Below are 19,955 nucleotides of genomic sequence, written 5' to 3' on the forward strand. Positions count from 1 at the left end.
CGGTGAGCTGGGGAAGTGCCACGTTTTCCTCCGGTGTTACTCAAAAATTCTGGGTGGGTGTGGCGACCGTACCCACCCTCGACCTGGACTCTCAATGCGGGGTGGCGCCGACCGCAGGCATCGCCGACCTCGGCCGACGACGTGATGAAACCGCACCACGACTGGGCGCCGTGGCCCGGCCAGAAACGACCCTACTCACACCGAACGGACTATCGAAGAGGTGAGGTTCGCGTCTGTTGCTCTGCTTGTCGCGCCGAAACCCTCGTGACGCCACGGACCCGTAGCGTAGTGCAAGATCAATATACGCTCGGACCAGGGCAGGGCGTTACAACGATGACGTTTGGGACAGGATGGACACGAGACTGTCCCGCACCGCCTGAGCCGCCGACCGCAATGCCCCGGCAGCAGGCCCGTGCCGCAGGATGTCGCGGGACGACGACGGCAACACCGCCCGCACTCCCGCCCCGAAGACCCGGCGCAGATCTTCGGCCGTGGCGCCCTGCGCGCCGAGCCCCGGAGCGAGCACCGGCCCGTTCATCCCGTGAAGCCGCAATTCCTCCGGTTCCACGGTCGCCCCCACGACGATCCCGACGTCCCCGAGGGGTTCCACACCCTGATTACACCGCGCAACGGAATCCACAATGGACTGCGCGACGGTGGTGCCGTCGGCTCCCCGCGCCCGCTGCACGGTGTGCCCCTCCGGATTGGATGTCCGCGCGAGCACGAACACCCCCCGCCCCGTGTGGTGGGCCTGCCGCAGAGCGGGCTCCAACGAACCGAAGCCGAGGTAGGGCGAGACGGTGATCGCGTCGACCGCCAACGGAGCGTCGTCAGACAGGTAGGCGGCCGTGTAAGCGGCCATCGTGGATCCGATGTCGCCGCGCTTGACGTCGAGCAACACCAAGGCGCCGGCCTCTCTCGCCGTTGCGAGGACGCGTTCGAGCACGGCGATCCCCGCAGCCCCGTACGCCTCGAAGAACGCCGACTGGGGCTTGAGGACGGCCACGGAGCCCGCGAGGGCCTCCGTGGCCGTCAAGGCGAACCGTTCGAGCCCCCGCACATCGCGGGGAAGGCCCCAGGCCTCCAACAGAGCCGGATGCGGGTCGATACCCACACACAACGGCCCCCGGTCGGACATGGCTGCCGTCAGCCGTGCCCCGAAGGACCGCTCAGCCATGTCTTCGCTCACCGTTTCCCGCTCGCGCTTCCCGTCACCTCGCGGAGCCTCCCCTGGAGTTCCTGCAACGACCGAGCGGCGATGTCACCCCGGATGAGTGCCTCGATTCCGTGCACGGCCGCCGCCGCGCCCTGCACCGTCGTGATGCACGGGATCCCCCGAGACACCGCCGCCGTGCGGATCTCGTACCCGTCCACGCGGGGACCGCTGTTGCCGTACGGAGTGTTGATCACCATGTCCACGCCGCCGTCGCGGATCACCTCGACGATGTTGGGTTCCTCAGGGGTGCTGCCCTGGTAGTGCTTACGCACCACCGAGCACTCGATGCCGTTGCGCCGCAGTACCTCCGCCGTGCCCGCAGTGGCGACCACCTTGAAACCCAGATCGGACAGCCGCTTCACCGGGAACACCAGTGAACGCTTGTCCCGGTTGGCCACCGAGACGAACACGGTGCCGTGCGTCGGCAACGATCCGTACGCGCCCGCCTGGGACTTCGCGAACGCCTCTCCGAACGACAGGTCGACACCCATCACCTCGCCCGTGGACTTCATCTCTGGGCCGAGTAGCGAGTCGACCCCGTGGCCTTCCCGGGTCCGGAAGCGGTGGAACGGCAGCACGGCCTCCTTCACCGCCACAGGGGACCCCACGGGCAGCATCCCGCCGTCACCCTCCGCGGGCAGCACACTCCGCGCACGCAGGTCGGCGATGGACGAGCCGGTCATGATCAGCGCGGCCGCCTTCGCCAGCGGCACCGCCGTGGCCTTCGAGACGAACGGCACGGTCCTCGACGCCCTCGGGTTGGCCTCGAGCACGTACAGCATGTCGTCCTTGAGCGCGTACTGGACGTTCAACAACCCGCGCACGCCGATGCCCTCGGCGATGGCCTCGGTGGAGCGACGCACCGCTTCGAGGTCGGTTCGGCCCAGGGTGATGGGCGGCAACGCACACGCCGAGTCCCCGGAGTGCACACCGGCCTCCTCGATGTGCTCCATGACCCCGCCGAGATACAGCTCCTCGCCGTCGTAGAGAGCGTCGACGTCGATCTCGATGGCGTCATCGAGGAAGCGGTCCACCAACACCGGATGCTCGGGCGTGACCTCCGTGGCGCGTTCGATGTAGCCACGCAGTGTCGTCTCGTCGTAGACGATCTCCATGCCACGCCCGCCCAAGACGTAGGAGGGGCGCACAAGCACCGGGTAGCCGATCTCGTCGGCGATCCGCCGAGCACCGTCGAACGACGTCGCCATGCCGTACTTCGGCGCGGGCAGGCCCGCGGCCGCCAGCACCTCGCCGAACGCGCCGCGTTCCTCGGCGAGGTGAATCGCCTCGGGCGGAGTGCCCACCACCGGAACCCCGGCGTCGGCCAGTCGCTGCGCCAATCCGAGGGGCGTCTGCCCACCGAGCTGCACGATCACACCGGCGACCTCACCCGAAGCCTGCTCGGCGTGCACGATCTCGAGCACGTCCTCGAAGGTCAACGGCTCGAAGTACAGCCGGTCGGAGGTGTCGTAGTCGGTGGACACCGTCTCCGGGTTGCAGTTCACCATCACGGCTTCGAACCCGGCCTTACGCAACGCGAGCGCAGCGTGCACACACGAGTAATCGAACTCGATGCCCTGCCCGATCCGGTTCGGCCCCGAACCGAGGATCAGCACCTTCGGCTTCTCGCGCTGCGGGGCCACCTCCGACTCCGCGGCGGCATCGGCCTCGTAGGCCGAGTAGTGGTACGGCGTCTTCGCCTCGAATTCCGCGGCACACGTGTCCACGGTCTTGAACACCGGCCGGATACCGAGCCGGTGCCGTAGCGTGCGAACGCCGTCCTCACCGGCCAGCTCCGGTCGTAGCGCGGCGATCTGGCGGTCGGACAGGCCTGCGCGCTTGGCCCGGCGCAGCAGATCCTCCTCCAGCACGGGCGCGTCGCGCACCTGAGCGCCGATCTCACCGATGAACGCGATCTGGTCGACGAACCATGGGTCGATGCCACTGGCCTTGTGCACCTGCTCCACCGTCGCGCCGAGCCGCAGGGCCCGCTCGACGGCGTAGATCCGGCCTTCGTGAGCGGTACGGAGTTCCTCCAGCGTCGACTCCAGCGTCGCGCCTTCCGGATCGGGGCGGGTCCAAAAGCCTCCCGCCTTGGTCTCCATCGACCGCATCGCCTTGCCCAGAGCCTCCGAGAAGCTACGGCCCAGGGCCATGGCCTCGCCGACGCTCTTCATCGTCGTGGTCAGTTCCGGGTCGGCACCGGGGAACTTCTCGAACGCGAACCGCGGCATCTTCACGACGACGTAGTCGAGCGCCGGCTCGAACGACGCGGGTGTCTCCCCGGTGATGTCGTTGGTGATCTCGTCGAGCGTGTAACCGATGGCGAGTTTCGCCGCGATCTTCGCGATCGGGAACCCGGTCGCCTTCGACGCCAACGCCGACGACCGGGAAACCCGCGGGTTCATCTCGATGACGACCATGCGGCCGTCCTCGGGGTTGACGGCGAACTGGATGTTGCAGCCACCGGTGTCCACGCCGACCTCGCGCAACACCGCGATACCGACGTCCCGCATGTGCTGGTACTCGCGGTCGGTGAGCGTCATCGCGGGCGCGACGGTCACCGAGTCACCGGTGTGCACGCCCATCGGGTCGACGTTCTCGATGGAGCACACGACCACCACGTTGTCGTTGCGGTCGCGCATGAGCTCCAGCTCATACTCCTTCCACCCGAGGACACTCTCCTCGATAAGCACCTCGGTGACCGGGCTCTCCTCCAGCCCGAACGACGCCATGCGCTCCAATTCCTCGGGCGTATGCGCCATACCGGAGCCCAGGCCGCCCATCGTGAACGACGGGCGGATGACGACCGGGAGCCCGAGTTCCGCGACGGTCTCGCGCACCTCCTCCATGGAATGGCACACGGCGCTGCGCGGCACCCCGCCGCCGACGCCCCGCACGATGTCCTTGAACTTCTGCCGGTCCTCGCCGCGCTGGATGGCATCGATGTCGGCGCCGATGAGCTCGATGCCGTACTTCTCCAGCACCCCACGCTCGTGCAGAGCCACCGCACAGTTGAGCGCCGTCTGCCCACCGAGCGTCGCCAGCAGGGAATCGATGGGCCTGCCCTTCTCCTGTTCGGCGACGATGACCTTCTCCACGAACTCCGGCGTCACCGGCTCGATGTAGGTGGAGTCGGCGAACTCGGGGTCGGTCATGATGGTCGCCGGGTTGGAGTTCACCAGGCTCACCCGCAGCCCCTCGGAGCGGAGCACGCGGCACGCTTGGGTGCCGGAATAGTCGAATTCGGCGGCCTGGCCGATGACGATCGGCCCCGACCCGATCACGAGCACATGCTCGATGTCACTGCGTTTGGGCATGGCGGGCCTCCATCAGGGTGACGAACTCGTCGAACAGCGACCCCGCGTCGTGCGGGCCCGCAGCGGCCTCCGGGTGGTACTGCACCGAGAACGCCGGCACCTCCTCGCAGCGCAGGCCCTCCACAGTGCCGTCATTGGCGCAGTAATGGCTGACATGCGCCTTGCCGAACGGCGATTCGAAGCGCTGTCCCGGCTCGCCTTCGAGAGCGAACCCGTGGTTCTGCGCGGTGATCGCCACTTTGCCGGTGGCGACATCGAGGACCGGGACGTTGACGCCCCGGTGTCCGAAACGCATCTTGTAGGTGCCCAGCCCCAACGCCCGGCCGAGGATCTGGTTGCCGAAGCAGATGCCGAACAGCGGCAGCTCCCGCTCCAGCACCCGGCGAGTGAGTTCGATCGCGTCCTGCTGGGTCTCGGGGTCACCGGGGCCGTTGGACAGGAACACCCCGTGGGGCTCGACGGCGAGGACGGAGTCGAGGTCACTGCCCGCGGGCAGCACATGCACCTCGATGCCGCGCATCGCCATCCGACGCGGTGTGTTCGATTTGATGCCGAGATCCAGTGTCGCCACCCGGAAACGGGTCTCCCCTTCCGCGGGCACCACGTACGGCTCGGCCGTGGTGACCTCACCCGTGAGATCGGCGCCCTGCATCCTCGGGCTCGTCAGTACCTGGGCCACCATGTCGTCGTCCGGGCCCAACGCGTCGCCGGAGAAAACGCCCGCCCGCATGGCGCCGTGGTCCCGGAGGTGTCGGGTGAGGGCGCGCGTGTCCACCTCGGCGATACCGACCACTCCCTGGTCGGTCAGCACGTCCTCCAGTGACCGCGTCGACCGCCAGTTGGACGGGATTCGCGCGGGATCGCGTACCACGTATCCGGCCGCCCAGATGCGTCGGGACTCGTCGTCCTCGTCGTTCCAGCCGGTGTTGCCGATGTGCGGTGCCGTCTGCACCACGATCTGCCGGTGGTACGACGGGTCGGTCAGCGTCTCCTGGTAACCGGTCATGCCGGTGGAGAAGACCGCCTCCCCCAGGGCGCGCCCACGGGCGCCGTACGCCGTGCCCCGAAAGATCCGTCCGTCCTCAAGCACGAGCACGGCGGCAGCGTGTGTCCCGGTCATACTTGGGCACCTCCCTTGACCTGCTCGATCCACTGCGGGTAGACGGAGAGATCGTCACCGCGCAGACCGGTGTCGAGCTCGACGTCACCGAGCCGCCAGGTGAACACCAACAGGCTCTCGGTGCCCATGACCTTGCCCGCCATCCCTTTCGCCGTACGCACGTCGACGATGCTGTCCCGTGGAATCCAGAAACCGTACGTACCTCTGCGGTCGATCTCGACTCCGTCGGCGTAGAGCCGCACCACCGCGGGGCCACGCAACCCCGCACCACGAGTGACGATGCGGTCCTGCCAGTGACCCGACATGGTCGTACTGACGTAGACGCCTCGCGTTTCGAGCACCGGTTCACCGGGGTCGTCGGGCACGGAAGGAAACGGTGGCACCCGTACGCTCTGGGCACGGGCCTGGCGTCGCCAACCACACCACATGCCGTACAAGCAGAGCGCGAAGAACGCCAAGCACAGCAGCGTCAGCAAAAGCCTGTCCATTACACAAGTTTCCCTTCGCGCGAGGTGAGACGCCCGCGTAGCAGCGTGGCGCTCACCACGGCCGGTAGCCGGAGTCCCTCGTACGGTGTGTTCTTCGCCCGGCTCGCCAACTCGGCACCGCGGACGGTCCATTCCGTGTCCGGATCGACCAACACGAGGTTCGCCGGCTCGCCCACGACCAACGGCCTTCCCTGGTCCGGCAAGCCGGCGATCTCGGCGGGACGTTCGCTCATCACACGCGCCACCCCACGCCAGTCGAGCAATCCGGGACGGACCATCGTCTCGACGACCACGGACAAAGCGGTCTGCAGTCCCAGCATCCCCGGCCGCGCCGCGGCCCATTCGCAATCCTTGTCCTGGGGCGCGTGCGGCGCATGGTCGGTGGCCACACAGTCGATCACCCCGTCGGCCAAAGCCTGTCGCATGCGCTGGACATCGGTGTCGGCGCGCAGCGGCGGGTTGACCTTGTTCACCGGATCGAACGTGGCCAACCGTTCGTCGGTGAGCAGCAGGTGGTGCGGCGTCACCTCGGCCGAGACCGCGGTGCCCAGTTCCTTGGCCCAACGCAGCACGTCCACCGTGCCCGCCACCGAGACATGGCAGATGTGCAGCCGCGCTCCGGCGTGGCGGGCGAGCACGCAGTCCCTGGCAACGATGGACTCCTCCGCCGAGGCAGGCCATCCCGGGTATCCCAACCGCGCGGCTCGCTCACCCTCGTGCGCCTGCGCCCCCACCGTCAGACGTGGCTCCTCGGCGTGCTGGGCCACCACCACCCCGAGCGCGGTGGAGTACTCCAGCGCCCTACGCATCACGAGCGGGTCGGCGACACAGTGCCCGTCGTCGGAGAACATCCGTACCCCGGCCGCCGAGTTGGCCATCGTGCCCATCTCGGCGAGCCGTTCCCCTTCGAGGCCCACGGTGACCGCGCCCACGGGATGCACGTCCACGAGACCGATCTCCCGACCTCGCCGCCACACGTGGTCGGTGATCACGGCGTTGTCGGCCACCGGGTCGGTGTTGGCCATGGCGAACACCGCCGTGTACCCACCCAGCGCCGCGGCAGCCGAGCCGGTCTCGATCGTCTCGGCGTCCTCCCTGCCCGGTTCCCGTAGGTGGGTGTGCAGATCGACGAATCCCGGCAGCAACACCTGCCCGTCGCCTTCGATCACTTGGGCCCCGGCGGGGGCGTCGGGACGGCCCATCTCCACGATCACGCCGTCGGCGATCAGCACGTCGACGGGCTCACCGGTTCCGTACGGTCTGACCTGCCGCAGCAGGACACAGCCGGTCGTCACGACTCTTCTCCTTCTCCCGCCAGCAGGTGGTAGAGCACCGCCATCCGCACGTGAACACCGTTGCGCACCTGTTCGGTGATCGCCGCGTTCGGCGCGTCGGCCACCGCCGAGGCGATCTCCATGCCCCGCAACATCGGGCCCGGGTGCAGTACCACGGCGTGCTCGGGTAACACCTTCAGCCGAGTCTCGTTCAGTCCGTACGCGAGCGCGTACTCCCGTGCCGAGGGAAAGAAGCCCCCGTGCATGCGCTCGGCCTGCACGCGCAGCATCATCACGGCGTCGGCGGCGGGGAGGGCGGCATCGAGGTCATGGGACACGGTGACCGGCCACGACTCCACCCCCACCGGCAGCAACGTCGGCGGCGCCACCAGCGTCACTTCCGCGCCGAGCGTGGACAACAGATGCGCGTTCGAACGCGCGACCCGACTGTGGAGGACGTCGCCGACGATCGTCACGCGACGACCTTCGAGAGCACCGAGCCGTTCCCGCAGTGTGGCGGCGTCGAGCAATGCCTGAGTCGGGTGCTCGTGCGTCCCGTCCCCGGCGTTCACCACGCTGGTGCCCGTCTCGGCCAGCCAACCCGCGAGCCGATGCGCGGCCCCGGACGCCGGGTGCCGGATCACCACACAATCGGCGCCGGCGGCCGACAGCGTCAGCGCGGTGTCCCGCAGCGACTCTCCCTTACCGACCGACGAGCCGCCCGCGGAGACGTTCACCACATCGGCGCTCATCCACTTACCCGCGATCTCGAACGACACGCGGGTGCGGGTCGAATTCTCGTAGAACAGGGTGATCACGGTCCGCCCGCGCAATGTCGGCAGCTTGCGGACCTCCCGACCCAACAGGGTGCGTTTCAACTCATCGGCCGTGTCGAGGATGGCCGTGGCCTCGGCGACGTCGAGACCGTCGGTGGACAGCAGATGCTTCATCCACGCTCCCTGAGCAACACGGCGTCCCGACCGTCGACCTCGTCGAACAGCACCGAGACGTCCTCGGACTGCGAGGTGGGAACGTTCTTGCCCACGTAATCGGCCCGGATGGGTAACTCGCGATGGCCACGATCGATGAGCACCGCCAGCTGCACGGCCCGGGGGCGCCCGTGATCACGCAATGCGTCCAGCGCGGCCCGGATGGTGCGACCGGAGTACAGGACGTCGTCGACGAGCACGACGACCCGCTCGTCGATACCGGAGTCGGGGAGTTGGGTCTGGGCAAGAGGCCGGGTGGGCCGACGCCGAAGATCGTCCCGGTACAACGTAACATCGAGCGTGCCCCTGGGCACTGTCACACCGGAGAACTCGGAGATCCTCGCGCTCAACCGAGCCGCGAGAGGCGCCCCTCGCGTCGGAATGCCCAGCAACACGGGTGGAGGCATCCCTTCAGCACCGAGCGCGGTTTTTTCGATGACCTGATGGGCCATTCGGGCGATAGTGCGCGCAACGTCACCGGCTGAGAACAGCTCGCGTTCAGCAGCCGATCCGGTCGCGCCACGTGGTCGTGACGCCACGGAAGGTCTCCTTCCCCGCCTCACTGGACGGGTCCTTAAAGGATGTGCTTTGTCCTGGATTCGCAGGCGAACCGGTCCGACAGTAGCAGGCACGGGACCTCGCCCTTACGGGTGGTCTGTCTCGCTGAGTAACCCCAGGCGGCGATGATCTGCTTGACCTGGTGACGACGAGGAGTAACCATTACTCTGAGTATTCGGCGTAAGTATTCCCTGTCGGTCATCGGTGGCCGCATCGGGGCGAGGAAACGGAGAACCACCACATGGGCGATTACGCCAAGGCGCTCGGGGCCAAGCTCCGCGGTATCCGCCAGCAACAGGGCTTGTCCCTGCACGGAGTCGAGCAGAAATCGGGCGGCCGATGGAAGGCCGTCGTCGTCGGCTCCTACGAACGGGGCGACCGCGCGGTGACCGTACAGAAATTGGCCGAGCTCGCCGACTTCTACGGTGTCCCGGTCGTCGAATTGCTGCCTGAAGGCAGGGTGCCGTCCGGTGCCGAGCCCGCCACCAAGATTGTGATCAATCTCGAACGGCTGCAACAGCTGCCCGCCGAGAAAGTGGGCCCCCTGGCCCGGTACGCGGCGACGATCCAGAGTCAGCGAGGCGACTACAACGGCAAGGTGCTCTCGATCCGCACCGAAGACCTGCGTTCGCTGGCGATCATCTACGACATGACGCCCGGAGAGCTGACCGAGCAGCTCATCGAGTGGGGTGTGCTTCCACCCGAAGCCCGCCCCTCCACGGAGGAGTGACCCGGCGCCCACCGCGACGGACCGCGCGTTCCTCGGCTCCAGCCCTCGGTCCGCGCGGTCCTCGCCGGTAGCCGGACACGGAACCGGCTACATCACCACATGACCGACCAGACCGCCACGAAAGTGGTACCGGCCCGCTCGTTTTCCGAATCCTTCGGAAAGAACGTTCTTCAGAGAACCGTGCGCAGCCGGTCGGCGATCGTGCCGATACGGCCGAGCACACCGTTGACGAACCGCGGCGAATCGTCGGTCGACAGTTGCTTGGCTATCCCCACGGCCTCGTCAATGGCGACAGGGTCGGGCACGTCGTCCAACCACAGCAGCTCGTAGAGACCGACCCGCAACACCGCGAGATCGACCGGCGGCATGCGCTCCAACGACCAGCCTTGCGCATGCTCGGCCAGCACCTCATCGATGCGCTCGCGGTTCTCGCCGACCCCCTCCACCAGCTTGATCGTGTAGTCGCTGATCGGGTCGACGGCGGTTGAACCGACCCGCTCCGACAACAGAGTTACCGGGTCGGCGCCCCGCAATGCAGCCTCGTACAGCAGTTCCACCGCGCGCTGTCGAGAAGCGCGGCGGCCGACAGGCCCGCGCCGACGGCCGGGCCGGGAGGAACGTGACTCGTCGTTCACCGTGGTCGTCGCCGTCCGAAACTCAGGCACGGCCGAGGTATCGGCCGTCGCGGGTATCGACCTTGACCTTCTCACCGCTACTGACGAACAGCGGCACCTGGATCTCGGCGCCCGTCTCCAACGTCGCCGGCTTCGTGCCCCCGGTGGAACGGTCGCCCTGCACTCCGGGGTCGGTGTGTTCCACCACGAGCTCCACCGAGGTGGGCAGTTCCACGTAGAGCGGAGTGCCCTCGTGCATACCGACTTCCACCTGGGTGTTCTCGAGCAGGAACTTCGCGGCGTCACCCACGAGGTCGGCCGGAAGCTCCAGCTGCTCGTAGGTCTCGCTGTCCATGAACACGTAGTCGGTGCCGTCGTTGTACAGGTACGTCATCTCCCGACGGTCCACCGTCGCGGTGTCGACCTTGGTGCCCGCGTTGAACGTACGGTCCACCACCTTACCGCTGGTGACGTGCTTCAACGTCGTGCGGACGAACGCCCCGCCCTTACCGGGCTTGACGTGTTGGAAGGTCACGACGGACCACAGCTGGCCGTCCAGGACGAGGACCATGCCGTTCTTGAGGTCGTTGGTGGTGGCCACGAGTGTGCGTTCTCCTGTGTCGGGTGGGGCCGCGACTAGGCGACCACGAGTTCCTTGGTGCTCAGGGTGAGGATCTCGGGAGTGCCCTCCCGCACGACAAGCGTGTCCTCGATGCGGACACCACCGCGCCCCGCCAGGTAGACCCCCGGCTCCACGGTGACCGCCATGCAGGTCGACAGTGTACCGACGCCGACCGCGGCGAGTCTCGGTGCCTCATGCACATCCAGTCCGACGCCGTGACCGAGCCCGTGTGAGAACTGCTCACCGTACCCGGCCTCGGCGATGACGCTCCTGGCCGCGGCGTCGACGGAGGCGACCTCCCGTCCCGGGCGCGCGGCCTGTATACCCGCCTCCTGGGCGGCCGCCACGAGCGCGTACAGCTCCCGCTGCCACTGCGCGGGTTCCCCGAGCACGATCGTCCGGGTCATGTCCGAGTGGTACCCGTTCACCACGGCGCCGAAATCGAGTTTGACGAAGTCGCCCGCCGCGAGCACGGCATCGGTCGGCCGATGGTGCGGGACAGCGGAGTGTGCCCCTGCGGCGACGATCGTTCGGAACGCCGGTTCCTCCGAACCGTACTCCGCCATGCGATTCTCCAGATCGCGCGCCACCTCTCGTTCGGTACGGCCGGGGCGCAGCCCTCCGCTGTCCAACAGGTCGGCCAGTGCCCGGTCGGCGGCGGTACACGCCGCGCGAAGAGCCTCGATCTCGACGTCGTCCTTGACCTCACGCAGCCGCTCGACCAGCCCCGGCGCTCGACGTAACACCACGGTCTCGGCCGCATCGGCGAACGTGTCGTGCTCCTCCACGCTCACGTGCTGGCTTTCGAACCCGACGACAGCGCCACGCGAGAGCTGGGAGTCGGCCTCCCGCACGAGCGCGAGCGCGCTCGGTCGTTCGATGAGCCGACGCAGATCCGGTACCTCCGCCTCGGACTGGGCGGTGTACCGGCCATCGGTGCAGAAGACGCTGCGCTCGTCACCGTCGCCGTGCACGAGCAAGGCCGCGTTCGACCCGGTGAAACCGGTCAGGTAGCGGATGTTGCGCAGGTCGGTGACGAGTAGCGCGTCGAGTTCGGCGGACTGAAGACGCTCCCGGAGAGCACGTCGCCGCTTTGCATGGATCTCGGGCACCGGCCCAGTGTACGGCCGCGGACCCTCGGTGGTCGAAAGCGCATCGCACACGCCCACGCAACATCACGATCACGCCCGGGAAAAGGTTCACCGAGGGACGCGTCACCAGTACAGTGACGCAGATGCCGTCCTGGATTCCACGCGGACTCGGCATGGCTGTCCTGCATGCCGCTGCCGCCGTCGCCACCGCGAAGTTCGCCGTGTTCCAGCCGACCGACGCCACACTCGTCACCACGATCGCCCTGGCGATGCTCGTGGGCAGTGCGACGCTGTGGAGTGCGATCGACGCCTGGGTCGGCCTCGACGACGCCGGCCGTACCTGGTTCGTGGCCTCACTCGTCGCCGGAGTCGTCTCCGGTGTGCTCACCGTCGTCGGCAAGTCCCTGTTCGTGGACAGAACGGGTGTGAGCGCGCTGACCTCCGCCCTCACGGGAGGCGCGGCCTTCACCGCGCTGCTGATCCTGATCCCCGCCGGGCTCGGCCTACTGGTGGGAACCCGACTGGCCACATCACACCGGCACAGCGCCGATAGCACAGATAACGCCGAGAACGCCGCCACCGACGAGACCTCCACACCCGCGCCGGAGACGTGGAAACCGTCTCCCCGTCCCCGCGACCGGCGGGAAGCGGAACCCGCCCGGTGACTACAGACGGGGCCCTTGCGGGTAGGCCCGCCACTGTTCCGGGCTGATCGACTCGACCGGGGAGTTGTTGGCCCGAAGTGCCGCGGTGGAGGTGACCGGCCACAGTGTCCCGTCCAGGAGGACGCCGACGCCGTGTCCCTCCGCCTCCACCGCACGGGCGCCCGCGGGAAGTCGCGCCGCCACAGGGACGTCGTCCAGAGCCGGGGGGCGCTCGTCGAATACGTGCCGGGCGAGCACGGTGGCCACCGATCGCCGATCGATGCGCACCACCCGGCCGTCCACCACCAGATCCATCGTGCGCACCGGCGACGGCACGGCGACGCCCTCCAACACCGCGAGAGCGCGCTGCGGATCACCACAACCGTCCACGCCGTACACGTCGAGTCCGTAGCGTCGCAGTCCGGTAGGAGCGTCCGCCTCCCCGATCACGGTGGCGTGCACGACGTCGAACGGCACTCGCCCACACGCGTCCCGCAGCGAGAGCGGAGCATGCCCGTCGGACTGGCGCACCAGTCCGGGACCCTCTTCCCACTCACTGCGGATGAGCACCGGCTCGTACGGCCGAGCCGTGAAGTCCCGGTTCCAGAATGTCAAAGTGGTGCCCTCGGCGGTTTGGTGGGCGATGACGAACGAGTCCAACGCGTCGACCCACATCAGATCGGCACTGAAGGCGTCCACGACCGAACGAGTGCGTGGCGAATCGGTACCGGGCACGGCGACGAAACCGTCCCGGCCCAGTGCCTCGACCCCCGACGAGAACGTCGGGTCCTGTGACCGCAACAGGAACTGTCCCCCGCCGTTCCACCCCGCGGCCTCGCCCGTGGTGTCGGTGAACATCAGATAGAACCAGCCGTCGAGATACACCGCCGCGGGTTGTCCCGCTCCATAGGTGTTGTCGCGATGCGTGTCGTGCGACGGTGTGACGACGGGCTCTCCTCCGGAGCGGGTCCAGTGCACACCGTCGGTGCTGGTGGCCAATCCGATGGCGTTGCCGTACTCCTGGTCGTCGCCCGCCGCTCCCGTGTAGTACAGGTAGTAGGTCCCATCGACCCGCAGCACCGTCGGATCACAGGTGTGCACGGCATCGAAATGACCGGGGTTGCCCGACAACACGGCCTGCGGGATACCGCCGTCGGGACCGGTGAACGGGCCGTCGGGCGAATCGGCCACGGCGTACAGGATGTCGTCACCGGGAGGGGCGGCACTCCCGTACTGGCTGCACCACCACATACGCACGGTGTCGCCGTCCACCAGCACCGTCGGGCCGTAGTTGTACACGGAGTCGGCCCCGCCGCTGGCCACCACGCGATCGCCGCCGCGCGGACTGTCGACGGACAACGTCGCGGGTGGAGGAGCAGGGGTCGCCTCAGCCTGTCCGGCTCCCGAGCCACGGTCGTCGCGAGACGGGGGAGCCTCGGCGTGCGGTGGCGTCTCGTCCGACGTGCACGCGGCCGCCAACGCGACGACCGCGCTGAGTATCAAAGCGACGATCGATCTTCGGTATCGGTCCTTGCCCATGGTGACCTGCCGAACCTCCCGCCCCTGCGCCGGGACGACCCGGCGGCGACACATCAGCGGACGTTGTCAGCCACCCACCGCAACGCCAGACGATAACCGTCCACACCGAGCCCGGCGATCACTCCCGTGGCGATGTCGGACAGGACACTGTGGTGTCGGAACGACTCGCGGGCGTGCACGTTGCTGATGTGCAGCTCGATCCACGGCGCCCGCAGCTGCGCGGCCGCGTCCCGCACCGCGATCGAGTAATGGGTCCACGCTCCGGCGTTGAGCACGACCGGGGCGGCGGCGTCCGCGGCTTCGTGCAACCAACCCACGAGCTCGCCCTCGTGGTCGGTCTGGCGCACCATGACATCGAGGCCGAGCTCGGATCCCGTCTCGACACAGAGACGCACGAGGTCGTCGTAGGTGGTGGCGCCGTACACATCCGGTTCCCGCGTGCCCAGTCTGCCGAGATTGGGCCCGTTCAACACGTACACGGTCACAACAGCACACCCCCGTTACTCGACGATCCGCCCGCAACGGCCGAGTAGGCGCCGGCCAACAACGAGGGGTCGGGTCCTTCCAACCTGCCGGGTTTGGCCAGACCGTCGAGCACCACGAACCGCAACGTGCCCGAGCGTGTCTTCTTGTCCGATCGCATGGTCTCGATCAGCTGTGGTAGCGCGTCGGGATCGTAGGTCGTCGGAAGACCCAGCGCTTGGAGAACGGATACGTGCCGGTCGGCCGTCTCGTCGTCGAGTCGGCCCCCCAGACGCGCGAGCTCGGCCGCGAACACGAGTCCCACACTGACCGCCGCGCCGTGCCGCCACCGGTACCGTTCCCGGCGCTCGATGGCATGACCGAGTGTATGGCCGTAGTTGAGGATCTCGCGCAGATTCGACTCACGCAGGTCGGCGGAGACGACGTCGGCCTTCACCTGGATCGACCGCCGCACCAGCTCGGCCAGCACATCCCCGGTGGGGTCCACGGCCGCGGCGGGATCGGCCTCGATCAGTTCGAGAATACGGGGATCGGCGATGAACCCGGCCTTGACGACCTCGGCCATGCCGGCGACGAGTTCGTTGGTCGGCAGGGTCTCCAGGGTGGCGAGATCCACGAGCACGGCCGAAGGTTCGTGGAAGACCCCCACGAGATTCTTGCCCGCGTCGGTGTTGATGCCGGTCTTGCCGCCGACCGCGGCGTCCACCATGCCCAGCAACGTGGTGGGCACGTTGACCAGCCGGACGCCACGCATCCACGTCCCCGCCACGAACCCGGCGAGGTCGGTGACAGCGCCGCCACCCAACGCGACTACCATGCCACGACGATCGAGCCCGATCCGCCCGAGCACTTCCCAGCAGAAGTCGGCCACCGTGAGGGCCTTGCCGTCCTCGGCGTCGGGGATCTCGACCCGGTGGGCGTCGAGGCCGGCTTCCGCGAGTTCACCGCGCACGGCCTCGGCCGTGGTGGTCAACGTGGGCGGGTGGATGATCGCGACTCGGGAGGCGTCCCGCACCGTCTCGGTCAGTTCGCCGAGCAGGCCCCGGCCCACCACGACGTCGTAAGGCTGCGCGGTCCGAACCGGGATACGGACGGGCTCGTTCATGTTCCTCCTCACTGGGGCGACTACGGTTCGACCTCGATGACCTCACGAGTGGCTCACCACCCGGGACACGAGGCGATCATTGTCTCTATCCGTCTCGGCCTGTCTCGGTGGACGCGAACAAGCTCGTGAAGATCTCGTCAACCACCTCGGCGGGCCCGCGAGAACTGGTGTCGATCTCGACATCGGCCACCTGCCGGTACATCGGCAGCCGTGCTTCCAACAACGTCCTGTAGGTCGCCCTCGGGTTGACTCCGGCCAACAGCGGCCGCGCGGTCGACAGGCCGGTGCGGCGCACCCCCTCGGCCATGCTGACGTTGAGGAACACCACCGTGTGGCCGGACAACCGCTCGCGCGTCACTTCGGAGAGCACGGCACCGCCGCCGAGCGCGAAGACACCCGTGTACTCCCGTAGACCACGGTCTACGGTCCGCTCCTCGATCACGCGGAACGCGGGCTCGCCGTCGGCGGCGAAGATGTCGGAGATCGTCCGGCCCTGTTCGTTCTCGATGTCGGCGTCGGCGTCGTGGAAGTCGACGCCGAGCCGCTCGGCCAGCGACTCGCCCACCGTGCTCTTACCCGAACCGGGCGGGCCGACCAAGACGATCGGCCCCTTCCCCGTCCTGCCACTCATCGTTCCGCCCGCTTCCAGAACTCCCGCAGGTCGGCCGTGTACGTCTCGACGTTACGCCTCGACTCGGACAACGAGTCGCCGCCGAACTTCTCCAGCGCCGCATCGGCGAGGACGAGCGCCACCATCGACTCCAACACCACACCCGCCCTGGGCACGGCACACACGTCGGAACGCTGGTGGATCGCCACGGCGGGCTCCCCGGTCGCGACATCGACAGTGGACAGTGCACGGGGAACGGTGGAGATCGGCTTCATGGCCACCCGGACCCGCAACGGCTCGCCGTTGGTGATCCCGCCTTCGAGGCCGCCTGCGCGGTTGCTGCGCCGCGTGACGCCGTTCGGCCCGGAATCCGCGTCGATCTCGTCGTGGGCCTCACTACCCCATCGCTCGGCGGTGGTGAACCCATCGCCGACCTCGACGCCCTTCATGGCCTGAACGCTCATCAACACACCCGCGAGCCTCGCGTCGAGGCGGCGGTCCCAGTGCACGTGCGACCCGAGACCGGGCGGCAGCCCGTAGGCGATCACCTCGACCACGCCGCCCACGGTGTCACCGGCCCGCTTCACCTTCTCGACCTCGGCGACCATCGCATCGGTGGCCTCCTGGCCGAAAGCACGCACGGGACTGTCGTCCACAGCCGCCAGGTCGCCCGGTCCCGGCAACGGTCCCTCAGGTGCCTTCGCCCGACCGATCGACACGACGTGGCTGACGATCTCGACGCCCAACAACTGGCGCAGAAACGCCCGCGCCACCGTCCCCAGGGCCGTCCTGGAGGCGGTCTCCCGGGCGCTGGCCCGTTCCAACACCGGCCTGGCCTCGTCGAAGCCGTACTTCAACATGCCGGGCAGATCGGCGTGGCCGGGACGCGGCCGGGTCAGCGGCTCGTTGCGGGCGAGGCCCTCCAGTTCGGACGGCTCCACCGGGTCGGCGGCCATCACCTTCTCCCACTTGGGCCACTCGGTGTTGTCGATCTTCACCGCGATCGGGCCGCCCTGGGTGACCCCGTGTCGGACACCGCCGAGGAACTCGACGCGGTCGGTCTCGAACCCCATTCGCGGGCTTCGGCCGAAACCGAGCCGCCGACGGGCCAACTGCTCGGCCACCTCGTCCGTCGTGATCTCCACGCCGGCCACCATGCCTTCGAGAATGGCGGCGAGGGCGGGACCATGCGATTCACCAGCGGTTATCCAACGCAACACATCGCCAATGTTGTCACGCACCGAAAAAGTCGCGTCAGCTGCCCATGCCCACCACGGACGCCTCCCCCGGAAACACCACACCCAGGCACGTGGCCGCCAGAAGCCCCGGACCGTGCGGGACACCCCCGCTCCACCGCCGCGAACCGACCAGAGCGGCCGCTCCGGCCAATCCCGCGGTGAGCAGCGACGCCGACACCAGCGAGAACACTAACGTCGGCCAGCCCGCAGCTGCCGCCAGCATCCCCAGGCTTCCCGACAGCTTGACGTCTCCGGCCCCGAGCGAGTCCGGGGCGATGCCGTGCACCAGCAGGTGGGCAGCCAAAGTCACACCGCCCCCGGCGAGAGCCGTCACCGCCAGAGGTGGGCCGGGGCCGCTGATCGCCGCGGTTCCCACGGCCGCGCCCGCGAGTCCGTACGCGGGCAGGGTGAGAACATCCGGCAGTCGGCGATACAGCAGGTCGGCGCTGGCGAGTGGCACGGCGAACGCGGTGGCGGCCAAGGGCACAGGAAGCCACCAGCTCGGCAGCGCACCGGTCTCCCCCAATCCCCACACCACGCCCCACAGCGCACCGGTCGCGGTGGCACACCACCCGGCCGGAACGGCGGCGGTCCGACGTGCGCGGGCCAGGGAACGGCTGGCAGCCCAGCCGATGGCGGCCCCGAGGCAGATCAGCAGGAGACCCTCGTACATGACCGCCAGCCTGGGAGAACACCACAGCCTCGACAAGCCGGTCGGTGAGCGAATGGTGCCTGTCGGTCACGAACAGCCGCGAATCCACCCCGATCGAGTGACAGCAGCGTCGCGTCCGACAATGTGGAATGGTTGCCCACGCCCCGGATGACGCCACACGAACACGGTGAGTGTCCACCAGCGAATATCAAGCGACTCTCGGTAGCGTCGACGCTGCCCGTAGGTACCGCACCGGCCACGCCGGCGGACGGGAGAGCGAAACGTCACTTTCTTCCCGGGACGACAACCACCGACCACCACAGACTCGACGGCATTGGGGAGAACATGACCGGACGAACGCACGATCGCCGCACCGTGCTGACCACCTGTGCCGCCGTGGCCGGAGTGGCTCTCGGCGGAACCGCCCTCACCGCTTGCGCGGGAGGGAACTCCCGCGAGGCCTCTCAGTCGCAGCCGAGCGTGGCGAAGGGCACCGAACTCGCCGTGCTCGACGACATTCCCGTGGGCTCGGCCGTGTCCGTGACCACGCCCGACGACCAGGAGATCATCGTGTCGCGGCGCACCGAGGACGAGGTCGTCGCCTTCCACGCCATCTGCACGCACCAGGGCTGCACGGTGCTCGCCGAGGAGTCCCGGCTGCGCTGCCCCTGTCATAACTCCACCTTCGACCCGTTCACCGGCGACGTGCAGGGCGGGCCGGCCTACGGTCCCCTGCCCCGCCTCGATGTCACGGTCGACGGTGGGCGCATCGTCACGGCCTGACGGGGCCCGGCCACGACCCCGTCTTTCGACGTCGGCTACCTCGAATGTTCAGGCAATCCAGGTGAACAGCTTCTCCGCCGCGGCGATCCGTTCACCGGGCGCCACGGTGGACAGCGCGTCAGGGGTTGCGTCCAAGGCGACGACCGGCACCACGGGCGAGTAACCCGCCGCGCGCACGGCATCGGGGTCCCAGCTGATCATAAGCTGGCCCGCCCGTACCGCGTCCCCGCGCGCCACGTGCAGCGTGAAGCCCTCACCCTGCTGCTTCACCGTGTCGATGCCCAGGTGCACGAGCACCGCCCGTCCGTCCTTCCCCGCGACGACGAAGGCATGGGGATGCAGGGTCGCCACCGTGCCGTCGATCGGCGACAGCGCGTCCGAGCGCCCTCCGTCCGGCTGTATCGCAAGGCCCGGACCCACCATCGCCTGCGCGAACACGTCGTCGGACACGTCGGCCATCGACACCGTCGTGCCGGTGACCGGGCTTTGCACGATCATGCTCACAGCAGGTCCTGGATGTCTTCGGCGATGGCGTCGGCCTCGGGCCCGACGACCACCTGCACGACGTCGCCCATCTTGGTGACCCCGTGCACCCCGAGCTGCTTGAGCGCCCCTTCGTCGACGACAGAGCCGTCTTCCAGTTCGCAACGCAAACGCGTGATACACCCCTCGATCTCGACGACGTTGTCGGCGCCGCCGAGCGCCGCAAGAATCTTCTCCGGCCTACCGTCCGCCATCACAGCCTCCTCGTGCTCTCCTGTCGTGTTCTCATCCCACCAGCCACAAACCAGTAACGGTGGTTGACACCCGGGCGGGTTGCGGAGCATTCTGCCCCACCACACCAGTGGTCTAGACCGGAACGTACCAATTGCGAGCCCG

General features: G+C 68.2%; 22 protein-coding genes. 4 read left to right on the plus strand and 18 right to left on the minus strand.

The window, feature by feature from the left end:
• On the plus strand, window positions 1-224 hold a 224-nt coding region (locus tag M7H19_RS09715; protein WP_298179887.1), incomplete at its 5' end, for a hypothetical protein.
• Between the two features lie 101 nt (window positions 225-325).
• Here the strand turns inward: M7H19_RS09715 and pyrF are convergent.
• The 7 genes from pyrF to pyrR are packed head-to-tail and all read right to left on the minus strand — an operon-like array spanning window position 326 to window position 8,946.
• Window positions 326-1,177, minus strand: coding sequence for an orotidine-5'-phosphate decarboxylase (gene pyrF, locus M7H19_RS09720; RefSeq protein WP_298179890.1), 852 nt, complete (start codon window positions 1,175-1,177; stop codon window positions 326-328).
• Window positions 1,178-1,185: 8 nt separating this feature from the next.
• Window positions 1,186-4,536: a carbamoyl-phosphate synthase large subunit gene (gene carB / locus M7H19_RS09725; RefSeq protein ID WP_298179893.1), complete on the minus strand. Its 3,351-nt coding sequence runs from the start codon at window positions 4,534-4,536 to the stop codon at window positions 1,186-1,188.
• Window positions 4,520-5,656: a glutamine-hydrolyzing carbamoyl-phosphate synthase small subunit gene (gene carA / locus M7H19_RS09730; protein ID WP_298179896.1), complete on the minus strand. Its 1,137-nt coding sequence runs from the start codon at window positions 5,654-5,656 to the stop codon at window positions 4,520-4,522. Before carA ends, carB begins: the two co-directional genes overlap by 17 nt.
• Complete coding sequence (locus tag M7H19_RS09735) at window positions 5,653-6,144, minus strand: transporter (RefSeq protein ID WP_298179899.1); 492 nt, start codon at window positions 6,142-6,144, stop codon at window positions 5,653-5,655. The genes carA and M7H19_RS09735 overlap by 4 nt, the downstream gene beginning before the upstream one ends.
• On the minus strand, window positions 6,144-7,439 hold the full coding sequence (locus M7H19_RS09740) for a dihydroorotase (protein WP_298179901.1): 1,296 nt from the start codon (window positions 7,437-7,439) through the stop codon (window positions 6,144-6,146). Before M7H19_RS09740 ends, M7H19_RS09735 begins: the two co-directional genes overlap by 1 nt.
• On the minus strand, window positions 7,436-8,368 hold the full coding sequence (locus tag M7H19_RS09745; RefSeq protein ID WP_298179905.1) for an aspartate carbamoyltransferase catalytic subunit: 933 nt from the start codon (window positions 8,366-8,368) through the stop codon (window positions 7,436-7,438). Before M7H19_RS09745 ends, M7H19_RS09740 begins: the two co-directional genes overlap by 4 nt.
• Entirely contained in the window at window positions 8,365-8,946 is a 582-nt protein-coding gene (pyrR, locus tag M7H19_RS09750) for a bifunctional pyr operon transcriptional regulator/uracil phosphoribosyltransferase PyrR (RefSeq protein ID WP_298179909.1), read from the minus strand. The genes M7H19_RS09745 and pyrR overlap by 4 nt, the downstream gene beginning before the upstream one ends.
• Window positions 8,947-9,206: 260 nt before the next feature.
• Between pyrR and M7H19_RS09755 the strand changes: the two genes are divergently transcribed.
• Window positions 9,207-9,695, plus strand: a complete 489-nt coding sequence (locus tag M7H19_RS09755) for a transcriptional regulator (RefSeq protein WP_005463630.1) — start codon at window positions 9,207-9,209, stop codon at window positions 9,693-9,695.
• A gap of 170 nt (window positions 9,696-9,865) precedes the next feature.
• Here M7H19_RS09755 and nusB read toward each other — a convergent pair whose 3' ends face one another.
• From nusB to M7H19_RS09770, 3 genes are read right to left on the minus strand one after another with little or no spacing between them, the layout of a single operon-like run.
• On the minus strand, window positions 9,866-10,330 hold the full coding sequence (nusB, locus tag M7H19_RS09760) for a transcription antitermination factor NusB (protein ID WP_298180046.1): 465 nt from the start codon (window positions 10,328-10,330) through the stop codon (window positions 9,866-9,868).
• 22 nt (window positions 10,331-10,352) lie between these two features.
• Window positions 10,353-10,910 (minus strand): elongation factor P, encoded by a 558-nt coding sequence (gene efp, locus M7H19_RS09765; RefSeq protein ID WP_298179923.1) that lies wholly within the window; start codon window positions 10,908-10,910, stop codon window positions 10,353-10,355.
• Between the two features lie 35 nt (window positions 10,911-10,945).
• Window positions 10,946-12,043 (minus strand): Xaa-Pro peptidase family protein, encoded by a 1,098-nt coding sequence (locus tag M7H19_RS09770; protein ID WP_298179926.1) that lies wholly within the window; start codon window positions 12,041-12,043, stop codon window positions 10,946-10,948.
• A gap of 122 nt (window positions 12,044-12,165) precedes the next feature.
• On the opposite strand from M7H19_RS09770, the gene M7H19_RS09775 reads away from it, so the two are divergent.
• Window positions 12,166-12,687 carry a B-4DMT family transporter gene (locus M7H19_RS09775; protein WP_298179929.1) on the plus strand — a complete coding sequence of 174 codons (522 nt, stop codon included), beginning with the start codon at window positions 12,166-12,168 and terminating at the stop codon, window positions 12,685-12,687.
• Here the strand turns inward: M7H19_RS09775 and M7H19_RS09780 are convergent, their stop codons facing one another.
• The 6 genes from M7H19_RS09780 to M7H19_RS09805 form a co-directional block, all read right to left on the minus strand.
• The gene (locus tag M7H19_RS09780) at window positions 12,688-14,205 is read right to left on the minus strand and encodes a beta-xylosidase (protein WP_298179932.1); all 1,518 of its coding nucleotides are present in this window, start codon (window positions 14,203-14,205) and stop codon (window positions 12,688-12,690) included.
• A 53-nt stretch (window positions 14,206-14,258) separates the two neighbouring features.
• Entirely contained in the window at window positions 14,259-14,690 is a 432-nt protein-coding gene (gene aroQ, locus M7H19_RS09785; RefSeq protein WP_298179936.1) for a type II 3-dehydroquinate dehydratase, read from the minus strand.
• Complete coding sequence (gene aroB / locus M7H19_RS09790) at window positions 14,687-15,793, minus strand: 3-dehydroquinate synthase (RefSeq protein WP_298179938.1); 1,107 nt, start codon at window positions 15,791-15,793, stop codon at window positions 14,687-14,689. The genes aroQ and aroB overlap by 4 nt, the downstream gene beginning before the upstream one ends.
• 85 nt (window positions 15,794-15,878) lie before the next feature.
• The gene (locus tag M7H19_RS09795; protein WP_298179941.1) at window positions 15,879-16,424 is read right to left on the minus strand and encodes a shikimate kinase; all 546 of its coding nucleotides are present in this window, start codon (window positions 16,422-16,424) and stop codon (window positions 15,879-15,881) included.
• On the minus strand, window positions 16,421-17,623 hold the full coding sequence (aroC, locus tag M7H19_RS09800) for a chorismate synthase (RefSeq protein WP_298180048.1): 1,203 nt from the start codon (window positions 17,621-17,623) through the stop codon (window positions 16,421-16,423). The genes M7H19_RS09795 and aroC overlap by 4 nt, the downstream gene beginning before the upstream one ends.
• A 34-nt stretch (window positions 17,624-17,657) precedes the next feature.
• Window positions 17,658-18,314: an A24 family peptidase gene (locus M7H19_RS09805; RefSeq protein WP_298179944.1), complete on the minus strand. Its 657-nt coding sequence runs from the start codon at window positions 18,312-18,314 to the stop codon at window positions 17,658-17,660.
• Window positions 18,315-18,638: 324 nt separating this feature from the next.
• Between M7H19_RS09805 and M7H19_RS09810 the strand changes: the two genes are divergently transcribed.
• The gene (locus tag M7H19_RS09810) at window positions 18,639-19,076 is read left to right on the plus strand and encodes a Rieske (2Fe-2S) protein (RefSeq protein ID WP_298179947.1); all 438 of its coding nucleotides are present in this window, start codon (window positions 18,639-18,641) and stop codon (window positions 19,074-19,076) included.
• A 48-nt stretch (window positions 19,077-19,124) separates the two neighbouring features.
• On the opposite strand, the gene M7H19_RS09815 is transcribed toward M7H19_RS09810, so the two are convergent.
• Window positions 19,125-19,580, minus strand: coding sequence for a PTS glucose transporter subunit IIA (locus tag M7H19_RS09815; RefSeq protein ID WP_298179950.1), 456 nt, complete (start codon window positions 19,578-19,580; stop codon window positions 19,125-19,127).
• On the minus strand, window positions 19,577-19,813 hold the full coding sequence (locus tag M7H19_RS09820) for a PTS glucose/sucrose transporter subunit IIB (RefSeq protein ID WP_298179953.1): 237 nt from the start codon (window positions 19,811-19,813) through the stop codon (window positions 19,577-19,579). Before M7H19_RS09820 ends, M7H19_RS09815 begins: the two co-directional genes overlap by 4 nt.
• Between the last annotated feature and the right edge of the window lie 142 nt (window positions 19,814-19,955).

Source organism: Saccharomonospora sp., from assembly GCF_027317685.1.
GTDB lineage: Bacteria > Actinomycetota > Actinomycetes > Mycobacteriales > Pseudonocardiaceae > Saccharomonospora.

Bases quoted from the DNA above. Each gene is read 5' to 3' on its own strand.
- pyrF (WP_298179890.1), bottom strand. From the start codon at position 1,177: ATGGCTGAGCGGTCCTTCGGGGCACGGCTGACGGCAGCCATGTCCGAC.
- carB (WP_298179893.1), bottom strand. From the start codon at position 4,536: ATGCCCAAACGCAGTGACATCGAGCATGTGCTCGTGATCGGGTCGGGG.
- carA (WP_298179896.1), bottom strand. From the start codon at position 5,656: ATGACCGGGACACACGCTGCCGCCGTGCTCGTGCTTGAGGACGGACGG.
- M7H19_RS09735 (WP_298179899.1), bottom strand. From the start codon at position 6,144: ATGGACAGGCTTTTGCTGACGCTGCTGTGCTTGGCGTTCTTCGCGCTC.
- M7H19_RS09745 (WP_298179905.1), bottom strand. From the start codon at position 8,368: ATGAAGCATCTGCTGTCCACCGACGGTCTCGACGTCGCCGAGGCCACG.
- M7H19_RS09755 (WP_005463630.1), top strand. From the start codon at position 9,207: ATGGGCGATTACGCCAAGGCGCTCGGGGCCAAGCTCCGCGGTATCCGC.
- M7H19_RS09775 (WP_298179929.1), top strand. From the start codon at position 12,166: ATGCCGTCCTGGATTCCACGCGGACTCGGCATGGCTGTCCTGCATGCC.
- M7H19_RS09780 (WP_298179932.1), bottom strand. From the start codon at position 14,205: ATGGGCAAGGACCGATACCGAAGATCGATCGTCGCTTTGATACTCAGC.
- aroB (WP_298179938.1), bottom strand. From the start codon at position 15,793: ATGAACGAGCCCGTCCGTATCCCGGTTCGGACCGCGCAGCCTTACGAC.
- M7H19_RS09795 (WP_298179941.1), bottom strand. From the start codon at position 16,424: ATGAGTGGCAGGACGGGGAAGGGGCCGATCGTCTTGGTCGGCCCGCCC.
- M7H19_RS09805 (WP_298179944.1), bottom strand. From the start codon at position 18,314: ATGTACGAGGGTCTCCTGCTGATCTGCCTCGGGGCCGCCATCGGCTGG.
- M7H19_RS09810 (WP_298179947.1), top strand. From the start codon at position 18,639: ATGACCGGACGAACGCACGATCGCCGCACCGTGCTGACCACCTGTGCC.
- M7H19_RS09820 (WP_298179953.1), bottom strand. From the start codon at position 19,813: ATGGCGGACGGTAGGCCGGAGAAGATTCTTGCGGCGCTCGGCGGCGCC.